This window comes from Aerococcus suis, from assembly GCF_900176325.1.
Classification (GTDB): domain Bacteria; phylum Bacillota; class Bacilli; order Lactobacillales; family Aerococcaceae; genus Aerococcus; species Aerococcus suis.
In genome coordinates this window covers 47,910-71,918 of sequence record NZ_FWXK01000006.1, presented here as the reverse complement: position 1 = coordinate 71,918, position 24,009 = coordinate 47,910, and the positions used below count along the sequence as shown (strand labels likewise).

General features: G+C 38.7%; 23 protein-coding genes and 1 riboswitch. Of the genes, 3 read left to right on the top strand and 20 right to left on the bottom strand.

Features of this window, described 5'->3' with window-relative positions; translation table 11 throughout:
* Positions 1-23: 23 nt before the first annotated feature.
* A complete protein-coding gene (locus tag B8955_RS05910) occupies positions 24-680 on the bottom strand; it encodes a glycoside hydrolase family 73 protein (protein ID WP_084099315.1) in 657 nt (218 codons plus the stop codon).
* 176 nt (positions 681-856) lie between these two features.
* Between B8955_RS05910 and B8955_RS05905 the strand changes: the two genes are divergently transcribed.
* Entirely contained in the window at positions 857-2,116 is a 1,260-nt protein-coding gene (locus B8955_RS05905) for a BaiN/RdsA family NAD(P)/FAD-dependent oxidoreductase (protein WP_084099314.1), read from the top strand.
* Positions 2,117-2,131: 15 nt separating this feature from the next.
* Positions 2,132-2,347 carry a hypothetical protein gene (locus B8955_RS05900; protein ID WP_159444442.1) on the top strand — a complete coding sequence of 72 codons (216 nt, stop codon included), beginning with the start codon at positions 2,132-2,134 and terminating at the stop codon, positions 2,345-2,347.
* A 105-nt stretch (positions 2,348-2,452) separates the two neighbouring features.
* Here the strand turns inward: B8955_RS05900 and thiW are convergent, their stop codons facing one another.
* The 5 genes from thiW to B8955_RS05875 form a co-directional block, all read right to left on the bottom strand.
* Positions 2,453-2,941: an energy coupling factor transporter S component ThiW gene (thiW, locus tag B8955_RS05895; protein WP_084099312.1), complete on the bottom strand. Its 489-nt coding sequence runs from the start codon at positions 2,939-2,941 to the stop codon at positions 2,453-2,455.
* Positions 2,928-3,260: a hydroxyethylthiazole kinase gene (locus B8955_RS05890; RefSeq protein ID WP_084099311.1), complete on the bottom strand. Its 333-nt coding sequence runs from the start codon at positions 3,258-3,260 to the stop codon at positions 2,928-2,930. Before B8955_RS05890 ends, thiW begins: the two co-directional genes overlap by 14 nt.
* 90 nt (positions 3,261-3,350) lie before the next feature.
* Positions 3,351-3,439, bottom strand: a riboswitch (TPP riboswitch).
* A 50-nt stretch (positions 3,440-3,489) separates the two neighbouring features.
* Positions 3,490-4,674, bottom strand: coding sequence for a class I SAM-dependent rRNA methyltransferase (locus B8955_RS05885; protein WP_084099310.1), 1,185 nt, complete (start codon positions 4,672-4,674; stop codon positions 3,490-3,492).
* The gene (locus B8955_RS05880) at positions 4,655-6,100 is read right to left on the bottom strand and encodes a sensor histidine kinase (protein ID WP_084099309.1); all 1,446 of its coding nucleotides are present in this window, start codon (positions 6,098-6,100) and stop codon (positions 4,655-4,657) included. Before B8955_RS05880 ends, B8955_RS05885 begins: the two co-directional genes overlap by 20 nt.
* Positions 6,101-6,829, bottom strand: coding sequence for a response regulator transcription factor (locus tag B8955_RS05875; protein ID WP_084099308.1), 729 nt, complete (start codon positions 6,827-6,829; stop codon positions 6,101-6,103). It lies immediately after the preceding gene.
* Between the two features lie 109 nt (positions 6,830-6,938).
* On the opposite strand from B8955_RS05875, the gene B8955_RS05870 reads away from it, so the two are divergent.
* Complete coding sequence (locus tag B8955_RS05870) at positions 6,939-7,310, top strand: single-stranded DNA-binding protein (protein ID WP_084099307.1); 372 nt, start codon at positions 6,939-6,941, stop codon at positions 7,308-7,310.
* A gap of 83 nt (positions 7,311-7,393) precedes the next feature.
* Here B8955_RS05870 and whiA read toward each other — a convergent pair whose 3' ends face one another.
* The 14 genes from whiA to B8955_RS05800 all read right to left on the bottom strand — a co-directional run bounded on the left by whiA (position 7,394) and on the right by B8955_RS05800 (position 23,932).
* Entirely contained in the window at positions 7,394-8,326 is a 933-nt protein-coding gene (gene whiA, locus B8955_RS05865; RefSeq protein WP_084099336.1) for a DNA-binding protein WhiA, read from the bottom strand.
* Between the two features lie 19 nt (positions 8,327-8,345).
* On the bottom strand, positions 8,346-9,407 hold the full coding sequence (locus B8955_RS05860; protein ID WP_084099306.1) for a gluconeogenesis factor YvcK family protein: 1,062 nt from the start codon (positions 9,405-9,407) through the stop codon (positions 8,346-8,348).
* A gap of 6 nt (positions 9,408-9,413) precedes the next feature.
* Positions 9,414-10,298 (bottom strand): RNase adapter RapZ, encoded by an 885-nt coding sequence (rapZ, locus tag B8955_RS05855; protein WP_084099305.1) that lies wholly within the window; start codon positions 10,296-10,298, stop codon positions 9,414-9,416.
* A gap of 80 nt (positions 10,299-10,378) precedes the next feature.
* Entirely contained in the window at positions 10,379-12,106 is a 1,728-nt protein-coding gene (locus tag B8955_RS05850; RefSeq protein WP_084099304.1) for a phospho-sugar mutase, read from the bottom strand.
* Positions 12,107-12,243: 137 nt separating this feature from the next.
* Entirely contained in the window at positions 12,244-13,176 is a 933-nt protein-coding gene (trxB, locus tag B8955_RS05845) for a thioredoxin-disulfide reductase (protein ID WP_084099303.1), read from the bottom strand.
* A 62-nt stretch (positions 13,177-13,238) separates the two neighbouring features.
* On the bottom strand, positions 13,239-14,114 hold the full coding sequence (gene galU / locus B8955_RS05840) for a UTP--glucose-1-phosphate uridylyltransferase GalU (protein ID WP_084099302.1): 876 nt from the start codon (positions 14,112-14,114) through the stop codon (positions 13,239-13,241).
* Between the two features lie 3 nt (positions 14,115-14,117).
* Positions 14,118-15,188: an NAD(P)H-dependent glycerol-3-phosphate dehydrogenase gene (locus tag B8955_RS05835; protein ID WP_084099301.1), complete on the bottom strand. Its 1,071-nt coding sequence runs from the start codon at positions 15,186-15,188 to the stop codon at positions 14,118-14,120.
* 11 nt (positions 15,189-15,199) lie between these two features.
* Positions 15,200-16,048, bottom strand: coding sequence for a prolipoprotein diacylglyceryl transferase (lgt, locus tag B8955_RS05830; protein WP_084099300.1), 849 nt, complete (start codon positions 16,046-16,048; stop codon positions 15,200-15,202).
* Between the two features lie 15 nt (positions 16,049-16,063).
* Positions 16,064-16,990, bottom strand: coding sequence for an HPr(Ser) kinase/phosphatase (hprK, locus tag B8955_RS05825; protein WP_084099299.1), 927 nt, complete (start codon positions 16,988-16,990; stop codon positions 16,064-16,066).
* 137 nt (positions 16,991-17,127) lie between these two features.
* The gene (locus B8955_RS05820) at positions 17,128-17,484 is read right to left on the bottom strand and encodes a phage holin family protein (RefSeq protein ID WP_143238409.1); all 357 of its coding nucleotides are present in this window, start codon (positions 17,482-17,484) and stop codon (positions 17,128-17,130) included.
* Positions 17,485-17,763: a PspC domain-containing protein gene (locus tag B8955_RS05815; protein WP_084099298.1), complete on the bottom strand. Its 279-nt coding sequence runs from the start codon at positions 17,761-17,763 to the stop codon at positions 17,485-17,487. It lies immediately after the preceding gene.
* A 42-nt stretch (positions 17,764-17,805) separates the two neighbouring features.
* A complete protein-coding gene (locus tag B8955_RS05810; protein ID WP_084099297.1) occupies positions 17,806-19,197 on the bottom strand; it encodes a DUF4097 family beta strand repeat-containing protein in 1,392 nt (463 codons plus the stop codon).
* A 505-nt stretch (positions 19,198-19,702) separates the two neighbouring features.
* Entirely contained in the window at positions 19,703-22,786 is a 3,084-nt protein-coding gene (locus B8955_RS05805; protein WP_084099296.1) for an AAA family ATPase, read from the bottom strand.
* On the bottom strand, positions 22,787-23,932 hold the full coding sequence (locus B8955_RS05800; RefSeq protein WP_084099295.1) for an exonuclease SbcCD subunit D: 1,146 nt from the start codon (positions 23,930-23,932) through the stop codon (positions 22,787-22,789).
* Between the last annotated feature and the right edge of the window lie 77 nt (positions 23,933-24,009).

Sequence of the window (24,009 nt, the reverse complement as noted above, 5' to 3'; positions counted from 1 at the left end):
AATTAATCAAAATGCAATAACGATTATGGGTCAAACCGTTGTAAATCATAGGTTTCAATTAGATCATTTAACTTATCGTCGTAATTAGGATCTGTCGCATAGCCAGCTTGTTGCAATGCTTTCGTGGCTTTTTTATATCGTTTTTCACCAACAACGCCATGATAGAGTTGAGGATCCCAGTTAACGCCTTCTGTCATTAATTTCCCATGGTCGATAATCGCCGCTTGATCATCATCATACACTTTGAAGCGACCAGAAATGGTGATGGTTTCACCATTAACCACTTCATTCGTTGCTAACGACACGGAGGGTTCATTCCCATATGCTTTACGGCCAAATAAATTATGATAATTCGCTGACAACTCACTCCGTCCAAAGTCAGACTCAAGTATTGCTTGGGCCGTCACCACCGATGGCAAAACGTGAGATTGCTGATAATTCTCATGAGCAAATTGACCAATCGTTTCAATAAATTGTTCCTCACTAGATAACGACTCATCATTATTCGCGTCTGCTTGATTATTTGTAGCGATTGTTTTTAATCCGATTAATAGTCCTAATACGACAATTAATGCTCCTAAATATAACTGAAGATATCGTTTCCGTTTGCGACTCATTCGTTGATAACGATGCCAGATTTTAATGGGACTGACGTGACGTCGCCATTTCCATTTTGCCATAACACCCCTCCTTGTTTAAGTGAAAATAGTATACCAAAATTTTGTCTATAAATTGAATAATTATCGGCTTTCTTGCTAAATTCCATCTTAAGCCCCATCTCTAAATCTCCAATTCTATTGGCAAGATTCTCCCTTCTTGCTAAAATGAAACTAAGATAGGTAAAGGAGTCAAACAAATGCATGATGTAATCGTTATTGGCGGTGGCACAAGTGGTATGATGGCAGCCGTCACTGCTGCAGAAAATGGCAGCCAAGTCCTTATTTTGGATAAAAATCGTAAACTCGGTAAAAAATTAAAATTAACAGGCGGTACACGTTGCAATGTGACCAATAATCGTCCGGCTAAGGAAGTGATTAAACATATTCCTGGGAATGGAAAATTCCTTTACTCTGCTTTCTCAGCTTTCGATAATTATGACATTATCGACTTTTTCACCTCACGTGGCGTGGAATTGAAGGAAGAGGACCACGGTCGGATGTTCCCTACTACAGATAAGTCACAAACCATTTTAGATGTCTTTTTACGTGAAATTCAACGGTTAAATATTGAGGTACGGAAACAAACGCCCGTCCAATCGCTGTGGTTAGATGATGGGCATTATCAAGGAGTTATCTTGGAAGATGGCGAAAAAATTGCCAGTAAAACGTTGATTATTGCTTCTGGTGGTAAGGCGTATCCACGAACCGGAACTACTGGAGATGGTTATCGGTTTGCGAAACAACTCGGTCATACCATAACAGACCTCTTCCCTACTGAAGCACCCGTTACTTCAGATGAACCGTTTATTAAGGATAAAACATTGCAAGGGATTACGTTGCCAGATATTTCGCTAAGCGTCATCGACCAGAACGGTAAAACCGTGATTCGTCATGATATGGATATGATTTTTACGCATTTTGGTGTCAGCGGTCCTGCTGTTCTTAGATGTTCAATGTTCGTCAATACAACCTTGAAAAAAGAAGGTGGTAAATACGTTCGCATGTGTTTAGACATCGTTCCTGACCGTTCAGCCAATGAACTCACTCAAGACTTGCTCGCTCGGCAAAAAGATAATAAAAAAGCATTAGCCAATGTCTTAAAAGCTTGGATGCCTGAGCGTTATGCGACTTTCCTATGCGATCAAGCCGCTATCGATAGTCAATTACCGTTCAATCAACTAACCCCAAAACAAATTGACCAAATCGTTCAATTAATGAAGAAATTCACTTTTAAAGTAACGGGAACATGGCCAATCGAAAAAGGATTTGTTACAGGTGGTGGCGTTCATCTTAAAGAAATTGAGCCACACTCTATGCAAAGTAAATTCCATGATAATGTCTTTTTCTGTGGTGAAGTATTGGATATCAACGGCTATACAGGTGGCTATAACATTACCGCCGCTTTCGTCACCGGACACACAGCCGGAGAAAACGCCGCATGGAAAAGTATGGAGTAAACAGGGTGTGAACATTTGCGATTAGCTCCTCGATTTTGGAAGAAAATAGTGGATTTCGTTCTTGGAAATTCCATATTTTCTGAAAAATCCAGAGGAGCTGCAAATGTGAACCCGACTAAAACAGGGTGTGAAGAAACGCGTTCTGATTCGAACATCTGGAAGAAAAAACACCAAGTTTCGCTCTTTGAAACGGGTGATTTTTCTGAAGAGGCTTCGAATCAGCGTTTCTAAACCCGACTATACAGGACGCGATAAAGCACGTTTAACCACGGTCGTTGGACCTCAATACTTTCTTTAATTAAAAACGCCAAGTAATCCCCCTCACTTGGCGCGTTTTTAATTATGAGTAATTTTTTGATTAATGATTTGATGCTTTCTTAAAAGATGTTGAACGATTCCTCCAATGATAGCACCGACTATCGCTGACGGGAGAAAGAACGGAATATAGAATAGAGGCGATGGTAGGTCGGCACCAACAAATGCTGTCATTGGATAGTAATATAACACTGCCGCAATCATGCCTGAACCAATCATTTCAGTCGCCACCGTCAACCATAAGCAATGTGTTTTCCGATACACTAAACCAGATAAGAATGCCCCTATCCAGCCGCTTGTCGCTACTAATGGTCGACCTGATAACATCATGCGCAAACCTCCTGACAAAAAGGCCGCTAAAGCATTGTAACCAGGCCCTAGCATCACCGCACCTATAACATTCATCATATGTTGCGCCGGTGCCATATTAGGGAACACGATGACAGTCGATAACACAAAAGATAGGGCAATAAACATCCCTAGAAATGTCCATTTTCTAAGCTTCATCATTAACTTCTCTTAAACGATACCCATGATCAAGTGGACCAGAGCCTTCTCCTAAATCAAGCTGAGTGGATAACGCAGCGGTTAAATAGTCTTTCGCATTTTGGTATTCTGACATTAATGTACCCAAATTAATATATAAGGCATCACAAGTTGCCGCTAAATCTTCCCCTTCATCTGCTAGGAAAAACATCGCTGGAGACCCACCAACAGCAATTTGCATATTAGCTACTGATGTCATCGTCACCATATTAGTTAGCGATGGTACCATTGGCTGTTTCGCCAACGTTTTTTCTACCGTTGTTTGTAAATCTGAAACTTTCATACCTTACCCCTTCATTGACAAAATAAAAAGAGCGCCAAAATCGACTTGGGCGCTCTCACTTATCATCATATCATTACTCTATTATCACTCATAAGTCGTGATTCTTCTCCCTGCGCAAGTCCTAACTCAACAGGTTCAACGGGTATGATCTCAGCGCTATGGCACCCCAAAAGATTAATTATTATGCATATAGTGTAGAAAATAATTTCTTTATTGTCAACATTTTGACTTAGTCTTCATCAGTTAATTGAAAAACTTCTACTTTTAAATAATCAGACTCTGGATTACCTGCAGGCACTGGAAAATCTGCCGGTAAACCAAATGATTGTAAGTTGTTTAACTTCCGTTGTGCTTTTTTACTTCCTTTGCGAATAAGTTGCATAAAGTGATCTCGTGACACGTTAGCCGCATTGGTTGAACAAACGAGATAACCATCAGGAGCTAGTAAATCCAATGCTTTAGTGACTAATTGATGATAGTCTTTGCTGGCTTTAAAAGTATGTTTTTTCGTGCGCGCAAAACTTGGCGGATCCATCACAATCACATCAAATGTTTGCCCTTTTTTGGCAGCGTAATCATAATAATCGAATACATCCATAATATAAATATCATGGCCGTCAGTTGGTAATCCATTGATTTCCCAACCTTCTGTAACTAAATCCGTCGTTCGTTTTGCGACATCCACACTCGTTGTCGCATAAGAGCCTCCCATTGCAGCCGCAACAGAAAAAGCTCCTGCGTAACAAAAGAGATTGAGCAACGTCCGTCCAGGTGCTAATTCCCATTGAATATACTGTCTCACATCTCGTTGGTCTAGAAAAATTCCAGTCATCCAGCCATCATTAAGACGAGTGACATAAGAGAGGCCATTCTCTAACACGGTTACCGTTTCTGGAATATCACCAGCTAACACTTCACTTTTCGGTAAGTTTTCTGCTTTAAAACGATTTTTACCAACAACACCTTGGCAATCGGGATAAATGGTACGAATTGCGGTTAAAATCGCTTCTCGATAACGATAAATCCCTAATGAATACCATTGGATAAGAGCATAACCGTCATACCAATCGATACTAAAGCCACCAACGCCATCCCCTTCGCCATTATAAATACGGTAGGCAGTGGTTAATTCATCTTTAATCAAGGCTTCGCGTTTTTCTTTTGCTTTAGCGAAGACTTTCGTGAAAAAAGATGCTGAGCTAACATGGGCAAAAGCTTCATCAACAATCCAGCCAATTCCTTTGTTTTGCTTAGCTAAATAAGCTTGTTTAACGAAATGACCACGTTCATCCACTAACTCCACAATTTCGCCTTCTTCAAACTGAGGGTCATGAACAAAGTCATTCTGTTTCACTAGCTTAAGTCCGTCTTTAAATGCTTGTTGTGCTTGCGTTCTAATCTTCAGTTTTTGCACCCTTATCCTCCTCTAAAGCTTCTTGTTTTGGAAATGTCAAAATAAATTCAGAACCAACACCTAACTCACTATTGACAGTCACTTCTCCGTGATGTCGATTCATGACTTGTTTCACAATTGATAATCCTAACCCTGATTCCCCATAAGCCATCGCTTTTCTTGAGGTGTCAACTTTATAGAAACGCTGCCAAATATTTTCAATTTGCTCAGCTGTCATTCCCATACCAGTATCTTTTACGCGAATCGCAGTATCATCAGCAGTCTCTTCGACTGTCAGTTGAATGTCACCCTTATCGGTAAATTGCACCGCATTTTTAACAATATTGACCACAATTTGGCGAAACCGATCGGGATCCGCATACACGGTGGCTTGTTCAGGACAGGAAACCGTAATCGTCGTGTGCTTTTTATCAGCTTCTTGTTGCAGTTGCATCGCAATATCATTCACCACGTCTTGAACAGGAAACACGGCTTTAGCTAGTTTAATTTCATTGGCGCGAATTTTTTCATAATCTAAACTCTCATTCACTAACCGTTTTAAACGCTCCGTTTCTTTATAAACGAGTGTTATTGATCGGTCCCATTTCTCTTGCGGGAAGACGTGATCTTTCATACCTTTTAACATTCCAAGCATTGTCGTTAATGGGGTCCGCATCTCATGAGCTACGTCCATCATTAATTGATGTCGTAACGTTTCTTGACGATTAATTTCTTTTTGAGAAACTTTTAATGCTTCGGCCATCTGATTAAAGTTTTGCGATAAGTCATCAAATTCATCCCCAGTTTTGAGGCGTAACTGTACATCATAATTGCCATTCGCAATTTCTTTCGTCGCATCTCCTAACCGTTTGATACTACGGTTTTGATAGTAAGCGAGTAACCATGCTAAGAAACCAGCAACCGCTAAGGAAATAAGAATAGCGCGAAAGACAGATCGGTTAAGCTCATCCAACGCCTCATTCGTCATATAAGCTGGTGCCCCTAATACAAGGTAGCCCGCATATTGTTGATTATTCGGTCTTTCTAACGGAATAAAAATACTCATACTATCTAGTTTGTCTTTTTGGAATCCCATATCATAAGGACGTAATGATAGGCGTTGTCCTGATTTCAATTGTTGTTTCTCACTCGATGATAACGGCATTTCTTGTTGTTTATCATCCAGAAAGGCAGGATATTGTCTTTCATTATCTTCGTTATAGTAATAAACTTTCATATTAGCAGAATCCAGAATCGGTTGAATTTGTTTTAAGTAATCAAAGGTAATGTCTTGACCAACGAGGTATTCTGCCATCTGACTCAATTCATCTTGTTGGCGTAAATATACTTGCTCTCTAGAAAACCGGATTAATGTTGTCCCCATCGTTAAAATAATAACTAAAATCACGATGATAAAGGCAATCATTTTTTGATAGAAAAAACGCATCTACTCCACATCCGATTCATCTAATTTATAGCCGACTCCCCATACCGTTTGAATCAGTTGAGGACCATATTTTTCCATTTTTTGGCGTAATTTTTTAATATGCGCATCCACGGTTCGTTCATCCCCGAAAAACGGATCTTCCCATAGTGTGCGTAAAAGATGATCCCTAGAGAAAACTTGACGTGGGTAACTAGCAAGTAACGCTAAAATATCAAATTCTTTAGGCGTCAATCCTTCAATCATTTGATCGTTGAAATAAGCCTCGCGCGTTCGTTCATTAATACGCAAATAATTCGTCACAATATCATAATCATTTGAGTTGTCTTTAGATTGTGAAGGTTGTAGTCGTTCACTCGTTAATTGGGCTCGACGATTTAAAGCTCGCATTCTTGCCATCACCGTCTGCGGATCAAAAGGTTTCGTAATATAATCATCTGCACCTGTTTCTAATCCAAACACTTGGTCACTCTCATTGTCTAAGGCCGTTAACATAATAATCGGAATATAAGGATTTTCTTGTCGAATATCATGACAAATTGTTAATCCATTTTTACCAGGGAGATTCAAATCTAAAATAACCATATCGAGATCATCTTTATGTTCTTTGTAATATTGCCAGCCTTCCTCACCATCATAAATGAACGTCGTCTGCCAATCTTCTTCCATTTCAAAATACATGGCCATCATTTCACAAATATGTTCATCGTCTTCAATCATTAAAATATTCATGGGCTAATCCCCCTATCTTCATATGTATTGTAACTTACTTTACCCGATAATCGTTGTAAATTTTTATAAAATCTCTCGTATCTATAAATAGAACGAAAGGAGTGACCTTATGAATCAAGTACAACTTATTGGTCGTATCGTCCGAGATGTCACCTTACAAACAGTCGGACAAGATCAAAAAAAAATTGTCCGTAATGCTATTGCTGTGAATAATTATCGCCATCACGATAAAAATGCTAATTTCATTCCTATTATTGCTTGGAACCAACGTGCTCAATTAATGGCCGATTACTTACAAAAAGGTGATGAAGTCGGCATCGTTGGTCATTTGCATTCCTATCATTATGAAAACCAGCAAGGGCAAACTGTCCATGCGTTAGAAGTGGTTATCTCAGAACTCACTTTTTTACGCAAAAAGCAAAATCAATCTTTAACATTTGATGATTTAGTCGGAAATCCCGATGAAAAAATAGCTCAGTAATCAACAGCAAAAGGCTTCGAAAAAAATTCGAAGCCTTTTTTATTCATTTATCATGCCACATCACAACGACTTTGCCAGTGATATTAAGATGACATCCCTAATTTTTCAGCATATGTTTTAATTTTGCGGAATCGATGATTCATACCTGATTTAGATACTTCACCTGATGGCACGAGTTCCCCTAACTCCTTCAATGACACATCAGGGTGTTCCAGCCGCAGAAGCGCAACCTCATGTAGTTTGTCTGGTAATTTATCTAATCCTACTTGATTTTGAATAAATTCAATATTTTCAATCTGTTTGGCAGCTGCACTGACTGTTTTATTCAGATTCGCACTCTCACAGTTAACAATTCGGTTAACGGAATTTCGCATATCCCGAACAATGCGAATGTCTTCATATTTGAGGCGGGCATTATAAGCACCAATTACCGCTAAAAAGTCAGCTATTTTTTCTGCCTCTTTAATATAAGCAATGTACCCATTCCGACGAGCAATGGCTTTAGCATTTAAGTTAAAATGATTCATCATTTCCACAATATCATTGTTATGTTCTTCATAGACAGAATAAATTTCTAAATGATAACTGCTTTTTTCTGGATTATTAACAGAACCTCCAGCTAAAAAAGCCCCTCTTAAGTAGGAACGACTCCGTTGATCGTTCGTCATAATTTCTTCAGAAATATGCGGTTTAATCATTAACATATCCACAATACCTAACGCTTCAAGTATTTCTGATACATTATCATGAACTCGAACCACATAGACATTATTTTTCTTCAATTTCATTTTTCGACGCACGACAAGTTCACTAATCGTCTGGAAATGCTCCTTCAATAGCGTGTAAATCCGTCTCGCGATAGCCGCATTTTCCGTTTGAATGTTTAGGAGTAATTCCTTATTTACCATAGAAACAGACCCATTCATTCGAATAACTGCAGCGAGTTCAGAGCGTCCATGTTCATAGTCAACTGTGATTTGCGTCAATTCTTTTTTGACATCAGCAGCGAATGACACCATAACGTTTAAAAACTTCCTATCTTTCTATTGATTGTTGATAAATTTTTAATATCTCTTCAACCAACTTGGTTTGATCATGATAGACACCCGATTTTTTTAAATTCAATAAATCTGATTTGATAATCGTTGCCTGTTGTTGGCGCAATCCATCTCTATCATGGGTCACTTGAACAAGATATTCTGGCGTTTCTTCGCTCTCAATATATTCAAAAGGAACGGTAGTCGCATTAATTAAGGCATAGTCAATGACTTTTTGTCCGATATGCTTGTTCACAACCGCTAAATGATCCGCATCACTAAAATGCTCAGTCTCACCAAGTTGCGTCATAATATTACAAATATAGACAACTTTTGCGGGTGTGTCAACCAAAGCTTGCCGAACATCATCGATAACCACATTAGGCAAAATTGATGTATACAACGATCCTGGCCCTAAAATCACTAAATCTGCTGACATAATGGCTTCAACGACGTGAGGTCCAGCTACTGGTTTTTCATCAGCTAAGGGCCCATCATTCACATGACGAACAGTCACATGATCAATTGGTCGTTTTTGACTCACAATGGTCGTTTCTCCTTCAACAATTGAGCCATCATCATAATGTGCTTGTAACACTAATGGTGATGCACATGCTGGTAAGACATGCCCATCAATTTCCATCATTACTTGTAATAATTTGAGTGCATGATAAACATCCCCACGCATTTCCGCTAACGCCGCAATAATTAAATTTCCGATGGCATGACCGGAAAATTCATTATCTTCTGGTGCAAACCGATATTGAAAAATATCTTTATAAATTTGTTTAGCATCGGATAAAGCAACTAAACAATTACGAATATCTCCAGGAGGGATAGTATTTAATGATGTCCGTAGTGAACCAGAGCTTCCTCCGTCATCAGCAACCGTTACGACGGCTGTGGTCCGACATTTCGCTGCTTTTAGACCAGACAATAGAATCGGCAATCCCGTTCCGCCTCCAATGACGGTCACTTTAGGATGCTTCTTATCGGTCAGTTTACTCAGATTAAACGTATCAAAATGTGTTTGTGTTGTCCGTTTGGCTTCATGAGTCATTAGTTATCACCGTGGCTTTCTTTTGGAACGGTCGCGGTGACTAATATTCGTACGATAGCCGAGTTCACGAATATGTTCACCTGTCCGTTGGGCTAAGGCAATGGAGCGATGTTGGCCACCTGTACATCCAATGCCAATGGTCATAGAAGATTTCCCTTCTTTTTTATAGAGTGGTAACGTAAAATCAATTAAATCAATAAATTTTTTGTAGAAGGTTTGAGTATCGGGTTGTGCCATCACATAATCATAGACTGGTTGATCTAATCCTGTTAAGGGTTTTAATTCTGGAATATAGTGAGGATTAGGTAAAAATCTCACATCCATAACGATATCACAGTCGATTGGAATGCCGTACTTAAATCCAAATGATAACACTTCAACAAAAAAGTTTTGATCATCTGAGATTTGGAATTCTCGAGTTAACTCTGCTCTTAATTCACGTGGCGTAATGGATGTTGTATCGATAATTAAATGCGATTGTTCACGGATTGCTTTCAATTGTTCGCGTTCGGCTTGAATGCCTTTAAGCACTGAACCGCCATCGACTTGTAATGGGTGAGAACGTCGCGTTTCTTTATAACGAGAAACTAATTCACTATCGTTAGCTTCTAAAAAGACAATATTTAAAGAAATGAATTGGGTATTGTCCATTTCTTCAATCGCATCCACTAACTCCGTAAAAAATGCCCGTGAACGCAAATCAATCACTAAACAAATTTTCGTTATTTTTCCTGAATCTTTAATTAGTTCCCAAAATTTAGGTAATAATGATGGTGGCATATTATCAACACAGAAGTACCCCATGTCTTCAAAACTTTGCATGGCAACCGTTTTGCCCGCACCACTCATCCCAGTAATCACGACTAATTTTAAATTATCGCTTTTTGGCATGTTTAGGTCCCACTTTCTTTAAATTCTTTCCTCTTAATAGGATGGCTCATCAACCACTGCTGATGAGCCATTACTATTCTTTATTCAGCTAATAGTTGAGCAATTGCTTCTTCGTAACGATCAACTTTCGCTCGACTTTCGTCAGCAGTATCACTGACAACCCCAACATAACATTTAATTTTTGGTTCTGTTCCACTTGGACGAATCGCAAACCATGAATTATCCGCTAAATAATATTTTAGAACATTCGCTTGATCAAAGGCCATTTTCTCAACGTCACCATTATCATGACGTCGTTCTAAACTGTCATAATCTTCACTCATAACAACTGATGTCTCTGCTAATTGTGTAAGTGGATTTGCTCGTAAATCATCCATTAGCGCTTTAATTTTTGCTTGGCCACTTTGTCCATCCATCTTGATTGATACGGTTCTTTCTAAGAAATAACCATATGTTGCATATAACTGTTGTAAACCATCATAAATGGTTTGTCCTTGTGCTTGATAATAAGCAGCAACTTCTGCTAATAAAACAGTCGCTTGAACGGCATCTTTATCACGCACAAATGGTTCCACTAAGTAACCGTAACTTTCTTCGAAACCAAATAAGAACGTATGACTGTGATCTTGTTCAAATTGATGAATTTTTTCGGCAATAAATTTGAAACCAGTTAAGACATCAATCGTTTCGATATCAAAGTCTTTGGCAATGGTAGCTGCCATTTCACTAGAAACGATGGATTTCATAATCACACCATCAGTCGGTAAGTCATTTTGACTTTGTTTAGCTGTCAAAATATAATGCGTCATTAACGCAGCAATTTGGTTTCCGGTAATGACTTGATATGATCCGTCTGGACGACGAACACTTGCTCCCATACGGTCAGCATCAGGGTCGGTCGCAATTAATAAATCAGCATCATAGGCGCGACCATATTTCTCTGCCACCTCGAAAGCACCACTTTCCTCTGGGTTTGGTGATTGAACGGTAGAGAAGTTCGCATCCGGTTCTTTTTGTTCATCGACAAAAATAGGATGTTTAAATCCTGCATTAGCTAATGTACGTTCAACTAACATTTGACCCGTACCATGTAATGGCGTATAAACAATTTTTAAGTTATCTGCTTGTTCTGCAATAATTTCTGGACGAACCGTCACACCTTTAACTGCTTCAAGGTATTTCGCATCAACTGCTTCATCAATGATTTCTAATAATTCTTGTGCTTTTAATTCTTCTTCATCGGCTACTTCAATTATTAATGGAGATTCGATAGCTGTGACATATTCTGTCAATTGGTCAGCAGCTTCTGGCGGCATTTGGCCACCATCTTCACCATAAACTTTATAGCCATTATATTCAGGAGGATTATGGCTAGCTGTTACCATAATTCCGCTAATCGCATGTAATTCACGCACCGCAAACGATAGTTCTGGCGTTGGACGTAAACTAGAGAATAAGTATGCTTTGATACCGTGAGCACCTAAAGTTTTAGCTGCTTCTAAAGCAAATTCTGGTGAATAGTGACGGGAGTCATAAGCAATCGCCACGCCACGTTGTTTCGCTTCTTCCCCATAACTTGTAATCAGTTGAGCTAAGCCTTCTGTTGCTTGACGCACGGTATAAATGTTCATGCGATTAATTCCCGCACCAATGACACCACGCATACCAGCAGTCCCAAATTTCAATGGTTGATAAAAAGCGTCCTCTAATGCTTCCTCATCATCTGCCATACGGTCTAAATCTTCTTTCATTTCTGCATCTAAATCGGTAAAATCTTGCCACATGTGGTAAGTAGCTTCCCACGTCATAATATCGACTCCTCTTTTTTTATCATGAGTCTATTGTATCAAAACTCTGATTGTAAATGCATACAGAAGTCAAAATTATTGGTTTTATTCTATAAAAAAAGTGATAAGAGCATCTCCTCTTATCACTTCAGTCGTTTTTAATCTTTTAGAGATTCAACATAGTTATAGGCTTCTTGGCCACCGATACCGCCGTCACCAACAGCTGTAGAGATTTGACGTAATTTTTTCTGCCGAACATCACCGACAGCAAAAATACCAGTAACCGCCGTATGCATGTTTTCATCTGTTTCAATCCAACCTTCAGAGTTCGTAATACCAATATCACGGAAATTATCTGTATTTGGTAGTAACCCGACATAGATAAACACGCCGTCCGCCGGTTCAACGTGATCTTCACCAGTGGTTTGATCAGTCAACACGACTTGTGTGACTTTTTTACCGTCGCCTTGGATTTCTTTGACAACTGTATTCCACGTAAAGTCTACTTTATCGTTAGCCATTGCACGATCTTGTAGAATTTTTTGGGCACGTAATTTATCCCGACGATGAATAATATTCACGCGTTCACCAAATTGGGTTAAATATGTCCCTTCTTCAACTGCAGAATCACCACCGCCAACAACTTTAATTTGTTTATCACGGAAAAATGCGCCGTCACAAACCGCACAATAAGAAACACCGCGTCCAGCATATTCCGCTTCACCTGGAACATTTAAATTGCGGTGAACAGAGCCTGTAGCAATCACAATAGCTGGCGCTTCATAAACTTCACTATCCGTTTTCACTTGGTGAATGGGATCACCAACCGTAATGCCTTCAACTAAGCCATATGCATACTCAACATCAAATTGCATAGCTGAATCATACATTTTTTCGGCAAGTTCTGGTCCTTGAATATTCGTAAAGCCTGGGTAATTTTCAACATCAGCCGTATTAATCAATTCCCCACCAGGAACGCCTCGTTCTAGTAATAAGACGGATAAGTTTGCTCTTGAGGCATACAAAGCTGCTGTCATCCCAGCAGGTCCAGACCCGATAACGATGACATCATATTGTTTATTTTCGCTCATTAAGACACCTTCCTTTGCCCAATGATTATAACACCTATTTTTAAGTGTCAAGACTATTTTGCTTAATTTAACTCATTGTCTAATTGTTTTAAATACGTACTTAAGTCATCTTTAATATCAGGATGTTGTAAGCCATATTCAATGACGGTTTCCATATAACCTAATTTATTTCCAACATCATAACGTTTGCCATTAAACTCTTTTGCAAAGACACGTTGCGTTTTATTTAACCGGTCAATGGCATCCGTTAATTGAATTTCATTTCCGGCCCCTTTTTCTTGAGTTTCTAATAAATCAAAGATTTCTGGGGTTAATAAATAACGACCAATAATAGCTAAATTACTTGGGGCATCTTCAGGTTTTGGTTTTTCCACAAATTGACGCACATTATAAATTCCCTCGGCATATTTCGCTTCGGGATCAATCACACCATATTTATCTGTTTCATCTTCAGGAACCGGCATTACCGCAATATTTGAAGCATGTGTTTCTTCATATGTTTCAATCAATTGTTTAGTTAATGGAACGTCATCAACCATCAAGTCATCCCCTAGCATGACAACAAATGGTTCATTCCCTACAAATGCTTTTGCTTGCAAGACCGCGTCCCCTAACCCTTTTGGATAAGATTGACGTTTGAAGAATAGATTTAATCCAACAGTATCTTTAATTTCATCGAGTAAGTCTTGACGCCCTTTAGCTTCTAAATGAGCTTCTAACTCAAGATGAGAGTCAAAGTGGTCTTCAATAGGACGTTTACTTTTACCAGTGACAATTAAAATGTCTTCAATTCCTGAAGCAATCGCTTCTTCAACAATAAATTGAATGGTTGGTTTATCAACAATTGGTAACATTTCTTTCGCCATCGCTTTAGTAGCAGGTAAGAAACGCGTTCCTAATCCAGCGGCTGGAATCACAGCTTTTCTAACTTTTTGCATCGTTTATTCTCCTTTATCTTGTTCTAATGGGGTTAACACAGATTGTAGGTCGGTAAAATGGACTTCCCCTTTTTTATCGCGTCGCATTAATTGTTGAATTGCAGCTTGAGGAGTGGTTTGTTCAGTAATCACTTCATAAATTGCAGTCGTAATCGGCATCTCAACATGTAATTTTTGAGCGACCTCATACCCAGCAATCGTCGTGGCCATTCCTTCAACCACCATTCCCATCTGTTCTTCGACGGTGTCTATCGGAGCTCCTTGGCCTATTTGATACCCAGCACGCCAGTTTCTAGAATGCGAACTGGTTGCAGTAACAATTAAATCACCAACCCCACTAAGTCCCATAAACGTCAATGGATCGGCGCCGACCGCAATACCCAAGCGACTTATTTCAGCTAAACCACGTGTGACTAGCGCCGCTTTGGCATTATCGCCATAACCCGTACCAGCTAAAATTCCGGCACCTAAGGCAATAATATTTTTTAATGCCCCACCAGTTTCAACACCAATCACATCACGATTCGTATATACTCGGAAATCATCCGTCATGAAATATTGTTGGACACGTTCCGCTGCTTCTAAACTTTGGCTAGCTGCTGTAATCGCCGTTACATCATGATTTGCCACTTCTTCGGCATGACTTGGTCCAGATAGCACTACAACAGGATGTTCCTCTGTTAAATTTAATTCTTCCGTTAATACTTCACTAATTCGCAAATACGTTTTTTGTTCTAATCCTTTACTTGAATGCATAATAATTGGCCATTCATCAGTTCGCTTATCTTTCAAATAAGGTTTTATTTGTTGAGCCACTTGACGAATCGCCTTCGTTGGCACGACAAAATTAATTAACGCCGCATCACGAACTGCAGTAGCTAAATCTGCCGTAATCGTGACATTTTCTGGAAAGGTCAACTGTTCTAAGTAGCGCGTGTTTTGTCGTGTCTCTTGCATCATTTGCGCATGATATTCATTATGACTCCATAGTGTCACTTCATGACCATTTTCAGCTAATACCATAGCCAAAGCAGATCCCCAAGACCCTGCTCCTAAAATCGTTAACTGTGCCATAGAACCTCCTCTTATTTCTGTTCAGAATGACTGATTTCTGAATAATATGGTCGTTTAACTGGACGGTGACGTAACCAAATGATTAAACCAATACCTAAAATAAAAATCACTAAAGCAAGCACTTGTGAAATACGTAATGGACCTAAGTAAAGACTATCTGTTCGCATTCCTTCAATGAAAAATCGTCCGAAAGCATACCATATAAGATATAACAAAGTGGTTTCGCCTAGTTTCAATGTCTTCTGTTGGCGCCGTAAAATCAATAATAAGATAACACCTAATACGTTCCATAACGATTCATATAAAAATGTTGGATGATAATACGTACCATCAATCAACATCCCATCCACAATGAACTGTGGTAAATGAAGGGTATGACTCAAAAAGGATTCACTGACAGGTCCACCATGGGCTTCACCATTCACAAAATTTCCCCAGCGCCCAATACTTTGGGCTAATAATAAATAAGGTGCTGCCAAATCTAGAATGAAATAGGGTGAAAAGCCGCGGTATTTAGAATAAAAATAAACTGTTAAGGCACCCGCAATGACACCACCATAAATGGCAATACCGCCTTGCCAAATCGCAAAGATTTCTGTTGGATGAGCAAGATAGTAAGGCCATTCAAAAATGACATAATATAGTCGCGCTCCTAAAAATCCAATCGGAATCGCCCAAATCATTAAATCCAGGACAAAATCATCATTAAATCCTTTGCGACGCATTTCTCGAGAGGCTAGCGTGATTGCTAATAAAATCGCTCCACCGATAATGACGCCATACCAATAAACGGGCCACCCAAAGAGATGAAACGCTACTGGGTTAATCGTATTCGCTAACCCTTGTAATATGAACTGCATGCTAACAACCCTTTCCTAGTTTGAATTATCCTTAATTAATTGTGATAAATTATTGGCGAAGGTTTCCGTTGCATCATAACCCATATTTTTAGCTCGGAAGTTCATCGCAGCAACCTCAATAATGTTGGAAATATTTTGTCCCATTTGAACAGGAACCGTAATACGAGGGATTTTAACATCTAGTACTTCTTCAATCTCTTGATTAGAACCTAAGCGATCAAAATTATCCCCTTTTTCAACGCGTTTCAAATAAATAATCAAATTCAATTCTTGTTCATTACGGACAGCACCAGCACCATATAATGTCATCACATCAATAATTCCTAAGCCGCGAATCTCAATTAAATTTTGTAAGATTTTTGGTGCTTCGCCATTAATCGTTAATTCATCTTTTTGATAGAGTTCGACACGATCATCTGCAATTAATCGATGCCCGTTTTTGATTAATTCGAGTGCCGCTTCTGACTTACCAACACCACTAGCTCCCATTATCAGTAAGCCTAGTCCATAAACCTCAACAAATACCCCATGTTTTGATACCCGTTCTGCTAAACGAGCATGGAGGAAGTCAGCCATGGAGCTAGATAAACGTGTCGTTGTAATTGGTGACCCTAAAATAGGAATTCCATTCTCATCCGCTGCTTGAATCGCTTCATAAGCAGGGTATTGATCACGTGAAAAAACAAACGCTGGTGTTTCTTCTTTAGCTAATCGCCGCATAATCAATAAGCGTTCATCACTCGTCATCTTGCTAAGATAAGTCGCTTCAGCTCGACCAAATAATTGCACCCGTTCTTTAGGGTAATAGTTAAAATATCCGGTAATTTCTAAACCAGGGCGTGAAATATCGCTAGTAACGATTGGTCTATCTAAATAATCGTCCCCACTGATTACACGCAACTGGAGGTCTTCCACTAAATCACGTACTTTTACTTCAGCCATAATATTATCCTTTCCCACCCGATAAATTCCCTTTCATTCTATCATACTTCACTAAGAATAAATATCTTCGGCTCCTGAAGTTTATCATCAAAAAAAGAAGAGCATGTGCGACACATGCCCTTCTCCTAATATTCTTTTTATGCCATCGCTTTTAAAAATTTTTCAAATACCCAATGGTATAGTGCAAATAAGATGGCGGTTAAAATCGCATAGCCTAAGTTTTGAAAAACAAAGCCATGACTAAATAATGCAGCGACTAACATAAACATTAACCCATTAATCACAAAGCGGAATAAGCCAAATGTTAATAAGTTAAGGGGGAGCGCTAATAAGCTAACGATTGGTCGAATTAAACTATTGACCAAACTTAATACTAACGCTACCAATAGCGCTGACCCAAAATCAGCCACATAAACTCCTGGGGCTAATAGCCATGAAATCCCCATTAAACCTAGGGCATCAATGACTAATCCTAAAATAAATCGTAATATCATCTAAAAATCGCTCCAATTGTCATCTTCTTCTGTTTTTTCGGCTTCTTTCATCGGACGTTTATGTTGATAGTCATTAACTGGTCCTTGATTTCGTTCCGTTTCTTCTGGTAAAACAACCATCAAGATTAGATAAATTAAAACAGCTCCTCCAAGACTCATAAAGCCAAGGAAAACAGCAATAATCCGCGTGATAATTGGGTCGATGTTGAAGTACTCAGCAATTCCACCGCAAACTCCGGCTAATAGACGATTGTCATTTGATTTTTTCACTTGTTTCATCTGTATCCTTCCTCTCTTAATACCAATATACAATGAATTCGCTTATTGGTCACCTTTAACTTGGACATTTCCAGAAATTGTTTTTAATGTGACATAAGTCGGTTGATCTTCTAATCGATATTGGAAAGTCGCTTGATGATTGAATTGATCATCTTTTAACTTACGAATGGTTAAATCATCATTTCTAAATAAAATAGCGCCTGAATTTGTTTGGGCAAACCCATCAATTGGCGTATGTTCAGGGAAATGACACTTCAAGTCACCATTTTTACTTGTTGCTAATAACCGTTTAGGTGCTTCACTATAAGTTAAACGAACGTCACCATTACCCGTTTGCAATTCCGCATTTTGTACGATACCAATTAACCGTTGATCCCCATTTAAATTTTTACTGATTAAGTCTGTAATATCGGCATCTAATATTTCAATACGTGAATTTTTCGCATTTAATTCTACCATTTGAGCCGTCACACCATTTAAGACAATATCACCATCTAATGATTGCATCATTAAATCATCACAAGCTAATCCATTAATGGTCATTTTTCCAGTTAAGCTGTGCAATTTAACATAATCAATCGCTTGTTTAGGAATTTTAATCGTCACATGACTAGTTAGTAAACGACTTAATAAATTGAATTGTAATGTTCCAGCTTCGTAACTCAATTCGCTACGTGCTTGAAAAGCTTCTAAGGCCGTATCTTCTTCATAATCACCAACTAATTGTCCAGAAACATGAACCGATAATTCTGATTTTTCCCATGTTTCTAACGTAATGTTTCCTTTAGTGACATTCACATCAATAACAGATAAATCATCCCCAGCAAACATTTGTTGATCTTCGTAAGCATGCATTTTTAATTTAGGGATAGGAATACCAGCTGCTGACTTTTCAAAAGATACCGTTTGATTGAACCGTTTTTTCGCAGTATGTAAACCTGAACGTGTCTTTTGAATTAAACTTTCATTATTTGGATGGTTGGTTTCTCGTTGTTTTGAAGAATATGGTTGACGACGAGCCCCTTCCTGCTTCGCTTGTTGACGGTCCATCGCATCAATTTCTTGTTTCAAGTAGTCCACTTGTTCAGTTAATTGATTGATTTCTTCGTCTAAGCGTTTAACAAGAATAGCTGTTTCACTATCGTCTGCTGGATTGGGTTCCTCAGAAAGTAACGCTTGTTTTTCTTGTAACTTTTGTGCTAGCTCTTGTTCATATTTTTTTTGTAATTGATATTTTTGGTCACGCGAAGATTTTTCTGCTGTTGCTTGCATATTCGGAATATCATTTAAAAAATCTTCAATCGTTTGTTCATCAGTCGTTTTATCTGTTGTTTCTGTCGTTTCTTGACGATTTTCTAATAAAATTAACGCTTCTTCGGTGGTAATAACCCCTTCAGCGACGAGGTTCATAATCCGCTCTTTGTCATTTATCATAATAATGACCTCCTTTAAGTCTATTCATATTATGACAAAATCCCGAAACAAAGTCATAGGTCTAAAGGACTATTTACGGATAGGATGTGATAAAGCACGGGTAACCATGGTCGTTGGACCTAAAAGCGACGACTCTCCACAAGAGAGAAGGAGCTCTTTAGGGAAACGCAGCCGTGGTTGTGCTTTAGAGCTCGACTACACAGGGTGTGAGCATTTGCGCTTAGCTCCTTGATTTTGGAAGAAAATAACGGATTTCGCTCTCTGAAATTCCGTATTTTCTGAAAAATCCAGAGGAGCTGCAAATTCGAACCCGACTACACAGGGTGTGAAGAAACGCGCTATGATTCGAACATCTGGAAGAAAAAGCACCAAGTTTCGCTCTTTGAAACGAGTGATTTTTCTGAAGAGGCTTCGAATCAGCGTTTCTGAACCCAACTAAAGGGTGTGAGAAAAAGCGATTAGCCATGGAGCGTTGGGCCAAAACCGACGCCTGAGAATCTATCACTTAACTCTCTTCAATACCAGTAAAATGCGCATGGCTACCACTCATGGTTGTCGTAATCTCTAGGTGAGTCGGGATTTGATTTTTTAATTCTTCCACATGGGAAATAATTCCTATCAAACGACCACTAGAAGCTTGTAAATCAATTAAAGTGTCAATCGCTGACTGTAGTGATTCATTATCTAATGTTCCAAATCCTTCATCAATAAATAGCGTATCCACATGAACGCCACCTGAATAATTTTGAATCACATCACTTAACCCTAGTGCTAGGGCTAGTGACGCTTTAAAACTCTCACCACCAGATAATGTTTTCACGCTACGTTCTTCGCCAATTTGATAATCGTAAACATTTAAATCTAATCCTTGTGCCGTATTGCTGCCACTAAGTTCACTCACGCGGCGAAACTCATAACGATTTTGAGTCATCGCCAATAACCGATCATTAGCAAATAGCAAAATATTTTCTAAATATCGACTTAGGACATAAGTTTGGAAACTTAAACGACCTAACTGACTATCTAAGCCGCGTGCTACGCGATTAATTAAATCCATATCTCCAAACTCCGTCTCGGTTCGTTGGTAGGTTTCCCAATACCTATTAAATGTTTCTTGTAATTGATTAAAGTTTGCTTGTTCGCTAATTAATGCTTCACGTTGCTCAGTTAGCTGTTCAATATGCCCTTCAATAGAAGTTATTTTATCATTAATCTCAGTAAGAGAGAGTCCTGAATGATATTGTGTTAATGCCTGCTGATTTCTTGCCAACTGTTGTTTATAAGCATAGTGTTTATTATTAAACTGATTGATTATCTCCCGTTTTTGGTTAATTTCTTGTGATGACATTTGATGGATTTCCCGTACTAATGCTTCACTTAAGGTCACATCTTGAGCGGCTATCATTTCTTGATTCACTTTGCGTTCATTTAGTAACGTTTCTTTGTTTTCTTTTAATGTCTCTTTATTCGCATCTAAACGTGCTTTTTGACTGGTTAATTGTTCTTGATATTGCTGCTTTTCATCTTGTTTTGTGTTCGCTTCTGTCATTTTTTGATGAATGGCAGTTAATGCTTGCGTTATTTCTTCTTCACTACTATCGCTTATGTTGCTTTTGATTTCTTCAAGTTTATGTTGAGCTCTGCTTTCTTCGTTGTGGAGACTATTTAGTCGTTCCTCAATTCGCTCATAAGACACTTGAGTCATTTGTTGGTGCTGTTTGGCTGATTCTAAATCAGTTGTCAGTACTTTAAGTGTTTGATTCTGTTTGGCCCAATCCGCTTCACGCTTCGTTAACCGAGCCTTTTCCTCCGATAACTCTGTTTCTTTCTTATCTAAGCTTTGTTTCCAACTTAGGAGGTCTTCTTGATGAGCGGTTTCTAATGACTGAGTGTATTCATTTTTTAAACGATTGAGAGAATTGGCGGTTGTTTCCACCGATATTTGTTGCTGGTTGAGTTGTTCTCTTCGCTCTTCCATTGTTTCTTTAGAAACATCGTCATTACTCATACGTGCTGGGTTAGGATGAGTTGGACTTCCACAAACCATACACGGCTCGCCATCCACCAATTCATCCGCTAAAATGCCAGCAAGATGATTGTAATACTGACGTTCAATTTGTTGAAATGCTTGTTGGTCACGTTGGTAATCTTGGTGTAATTTGAGAAAACGTGTCTCTTGCTCCTCAATAGCTTGTTTTCCTTTCTTAGCTTCATCATAATCCGCTTTCTCTTGCTTCCAACGATTATCATTCGTTTGCCAATTTTGCATTTGTTGAGATAATTGCTGATAATTAGGCATTGTTTTTTCAACATGTTGGCGTTCCTTATCTTTTTGCTGTACTTGTTCATCAGCTGCTTGTAATGCCTCTTTTTGTTGTGTTTGCTTTTCAGTTTCGGATTTGATGCGAGTCACTAATTCTTGCCACTCACTCAATTGTTGGTGATAATTTTCCCAAGTTTGTAACGCTTGTTTTAGTGTTTGCGACTGCTCTTGCCACTTAGGAAGTTGATCAATAGCGGGTTGCCATTTCGTCTTAAAGTCCTTAAACTCTTTGGTCAGTGCCTGATATGCTTCATTTTCTGAGTGCCACTCGCTATTTTTTCTTTCCCAATCTTGTTCTTGCGTTTGTAATTTATCCGCTGCTTTTAATAATTGGTAGTAATCATCGGTAGCTGCTAATTGCTCTAATTTTTGTTGATAGTGATCAATAACGGGCTGTTCTTCCTCTAATTGTTGAGCAATTTTCTTCAATTCTTCTTGTTCTTTCAATAAGTCGCGCTCTGTTTTTAAGTCATTTTGTTGTTTGGTTTGCTGTTGAATCTCTTCGCGTAACTGAATTAAATCGTGTTTATATTTTGTTTGTTTAGATTCAATCGCTCTTTCTAGCCCCCCATTATCAACTTGGTCAATAGCATCTAGTATCTCGTCATTTTCAAACGTTGGTAAATACTCTGTCAGTTGCTTTCCACTTTGTGATAGTTGTTGTTTGGCCGTCCTTAAATCCGTATTAAACGTCTTAGTCCGTTCCTTAACGGCTTCTTCAAACCGTTGATACGGTTCGGTTTGAAATAATGTCGCTAATATTGTTTGTTTCTGTGCACTATCTGCGACCAATAATTCTTTAAACTCACCTTGTGGAAGCATAACAATTTGGCGAAACTGTTTGTCATCCAGCCCTAACAATTCAATAACTTTCGCATTTACCTCTTTTTTCCCAATCCACTCATTATTTGGACCGACAAGCGTTGGTTTCACTGTTAGTTGGCTAATTTTCCCTTTTTTGTTCACATAAGTCTGTGGCAAGTCGCGACGAATATGGTAAGTCTCTCCTTGGACAGTAAACGTTAACTTCGCATACGCTCGAACGGTTTCATCCGCATATTGAGATTTAAGTTCCTTCTCACTTCGCGTCTCCCCACTGGTTTTACCATATAACGCATAAACAATCGCATCAAAAATAGTCGTTTTCCCACCACCAGTTGGTCCGGTAATGAGAAACAATTGTTGTTGAGAAAGAACACTAAAATCAATGACCGTATGCTCAAAGTACGGACCAAATGCTTCCATTTCTAAAATAAGTGGTCTCATTTACTCTTCCTCCTCAACTGTCTGCCATAACTCTTTTACAATATCTCGTTGATGATTCGTTAATTCGTTGCCAGTCATTTCAACAAAGAAGTCTTCAAAATATGCTTGGGGGGATTTTTGTGCTAATTGCGCCATATTTTCTGCGGTTTGGTGATGTTGACGTCTCGCCAAGTTAACATATTCTAATCCCATAATTTGGGGGTACTGACGTCTTAATCGTTCCATTCCTTCATGAATGACCGTTTCATCCATTAACTCCACAAAGACATAATCTGTTGATTTTTTTGTGATAATATCCGCAAATAATCCCCTTATCACTCGTAAATCATGAGGGGGGCGGAATTCGTGTGAAGTCACTTCAACACCATTAGCGGTTAAATCTACTTCTAAATATTGCTTCCGATGTCTTGCTTCAGATTTTGAATATTTTAACGGCGATCCGCTATAACGAATGTTATCAGCACCAACTCTTTGGGCAGCATGTAAATGGCCTAAAGCAACGTAATCAAAATCACGGAATAGTTGGCTAGGAATAAATTCACTCGTTCCAATTTCAGTTGGTCGTTCCGAATCAGAATACACTAACTCCTCATGCCCTTCATCTGTATGACGACTGGGCGTCACATATCCGTGATACATCAGTAAGTGATATTTATCTGCATCCCAATCCTGTTTTATTAATGACAATTGATATTTAACGGCATCTTCTATATTGTGAATCGGAATATCTGGATACATCCGAGCAATCGTTAAATGATCAGCAAACGGCAGTAAATAAATATCGGCATTATTCACCATAATTTTTTGTGGCTGATGACTTGGTAAACCAGCAAGATATAACGACTGATTGGCTAATAATTGACTCACATAATCAATCCGTTCGCCACTATCATGGTTACCCGCGATAATTACAATTGGACAAGACAATGACTCACTCATTTTTGTCAGCAATTGGTTAACCGCAGCTACCGTTTCTCGATTAGGTAAACTGCGATCATATAAATCACCGGCTAATAATACAACATCAGGGTTTAAATCATTGACCTCGTCAATCCAAGGATTTAATAATGCGATTTGATCGTCTAACATCGAGAAGTTATTAACCACTTTTCCAATATGCCAATCTGCAGTATGAATAATTTTCATAAATGATACTCCTTAACGACTTTTTCTCATTATAGCAAACTCCAATTTAGAAACGATAGTCAAAGAAAAAAGAGCCA

Excerpts from the sequence above, each read along its gene's own strand:
- B8955_RS05910 (WP_084099315.1), bottom strand. The coding sequence starts at position 680 with ATGGCAAAATGGAAATGGCGACGTCACGTCAGTCCCATTAAAATCTGG.
- B8955_RS05905 (WP_084099314.1), top strand. The coding sequence starts at position 857 with ATGCATGATGTAATCGTTATTGGCGGTGGCACAAGTGGTATGATGGCA.
- thiW (WP_084099312.1), bottom strand. The coding sequence starts at position 2,941 with ATGATGAAGCTTAGAAAATGGACATTTCTAGGGATGTTTATTGCCCTA.
- B8955_RS05890 (WP_084099311.1), bottom strand. The coding sequence starts at position 3,260 with ATGAAAGTTTCAGATTTACAAACAACGGTAGAAAAAACGTTGGCGAAA.
- B8955_RS05880 (WP_084099309.1), bottom strand. The coding sequence starts at position 6,100 with ATGCGTTTTTTCTATCAAAAAATGATTGCCTTTATCATCGTGATTTTA.
- B8955_RS05875 (WP_084099308.1), bottom strand. The coding sequence starts at position 6,829 with ATGAATATTTTAATGATTGAAGACGATGAACATATTTGTGAAATGATG.
- B8955_RS05870 (WP_084099307.1), top strand. The coding sequence starts at position 6,939 with ATGAATCAAGTACAACTTATTGGTCGTATCGTCCGAGATGTCACCTTA.
- B8955_RS05860 (WP_084099306.1), bottom strand. The coding sequence starts at position 9,407 with ATGACTCATGAAGCCAAACGGACAACACAAACACATTTTGATACGTTT.
- rapZ (WP_084099305.1), bottom strand. The coding sequence starts at position 10,298 with ATGCCAAAAAGCGATAATTTAAAATTAGTCGTGATTACTGGGATGAGT.
- B8955_RS05850 (WP_084099304.1), bottom strand. The coding sequence starts at position 12,106 with ATGACGTGGGAAGCTACTTACCACATGTGGCAAGATTTTACCGATTTA.
- trxB (WP_084099303.1), bottom strand. The coding sequence starts at position 13,176 with ATGAGCGAAAATAAACAATATGATGTCATCGTTATCGGGTCTGGACCT.
- galU (WP_084099302.1), bottom strand. The coding sequence starts at position 14,114 with ATGCAAAAAGTTAGAAAAGCTGTGATTCCAGCCGCTGGATTAGGAACG.
- B8955_RS05835 (WP_084099301.1), bottom strand. The coding sequence starts at position 15,188 with ATGGCACAGTTAACGATTTTAGGAGCAGGGTCTTGGGGATCTGCTTTG.
- lgt (WP_084099300.1), bottom strand. The coding sequence starts at position 16,048 with ATGCAGTTCATATTACAAGGGTTAGCGAATACGATTAACCCAGTAGCG.
- hprK (WP_084099299.1), bottom strand. The coding sequence starts at position 16,990 with ATGGCTGAAGTAAAAGTACGTGATTTAGTGGAAGACCTCCAGTTGCGT.
- B8955_RS05820 (WP_143238409.1), bottom strand. The coding sequence starts at position 17,484 with ATGATATTACGATTTATTTTAGGATTAGTCATTGATGCCCTAGGTTTA.
- B8955_RS05815 (WP_084099298.1), bottom strand. The coding sequence starts at position 17,763 with ATGAAACAAGTGAAAAAATCAAATGACAATCGTCTATTAGCCGGAGTT.
- B8955_RS05810 (WP_084099297.1), bottom strand. The coding sequence starts at position 19,197 with ATGATAAATGACAAAGAGCGGATTATGAACCTCGTCGCTGAAGGGGTT.
- B8955_RS05805 (WP_084099296.1), bottom strand. The coding sequence starts at position 22,786 with ATGAGACCACTTATTTTAGAAATGGAAGCATTTGGTCCGTACTTTGAG.
- B8955_RS05800 (WP_084099295.1), bottom strand. The coding sequence starts at position 23,932 with ATGAAAATTATTCATACTGCAGATTGGCATATTGGAAAAGTGGTTAAT.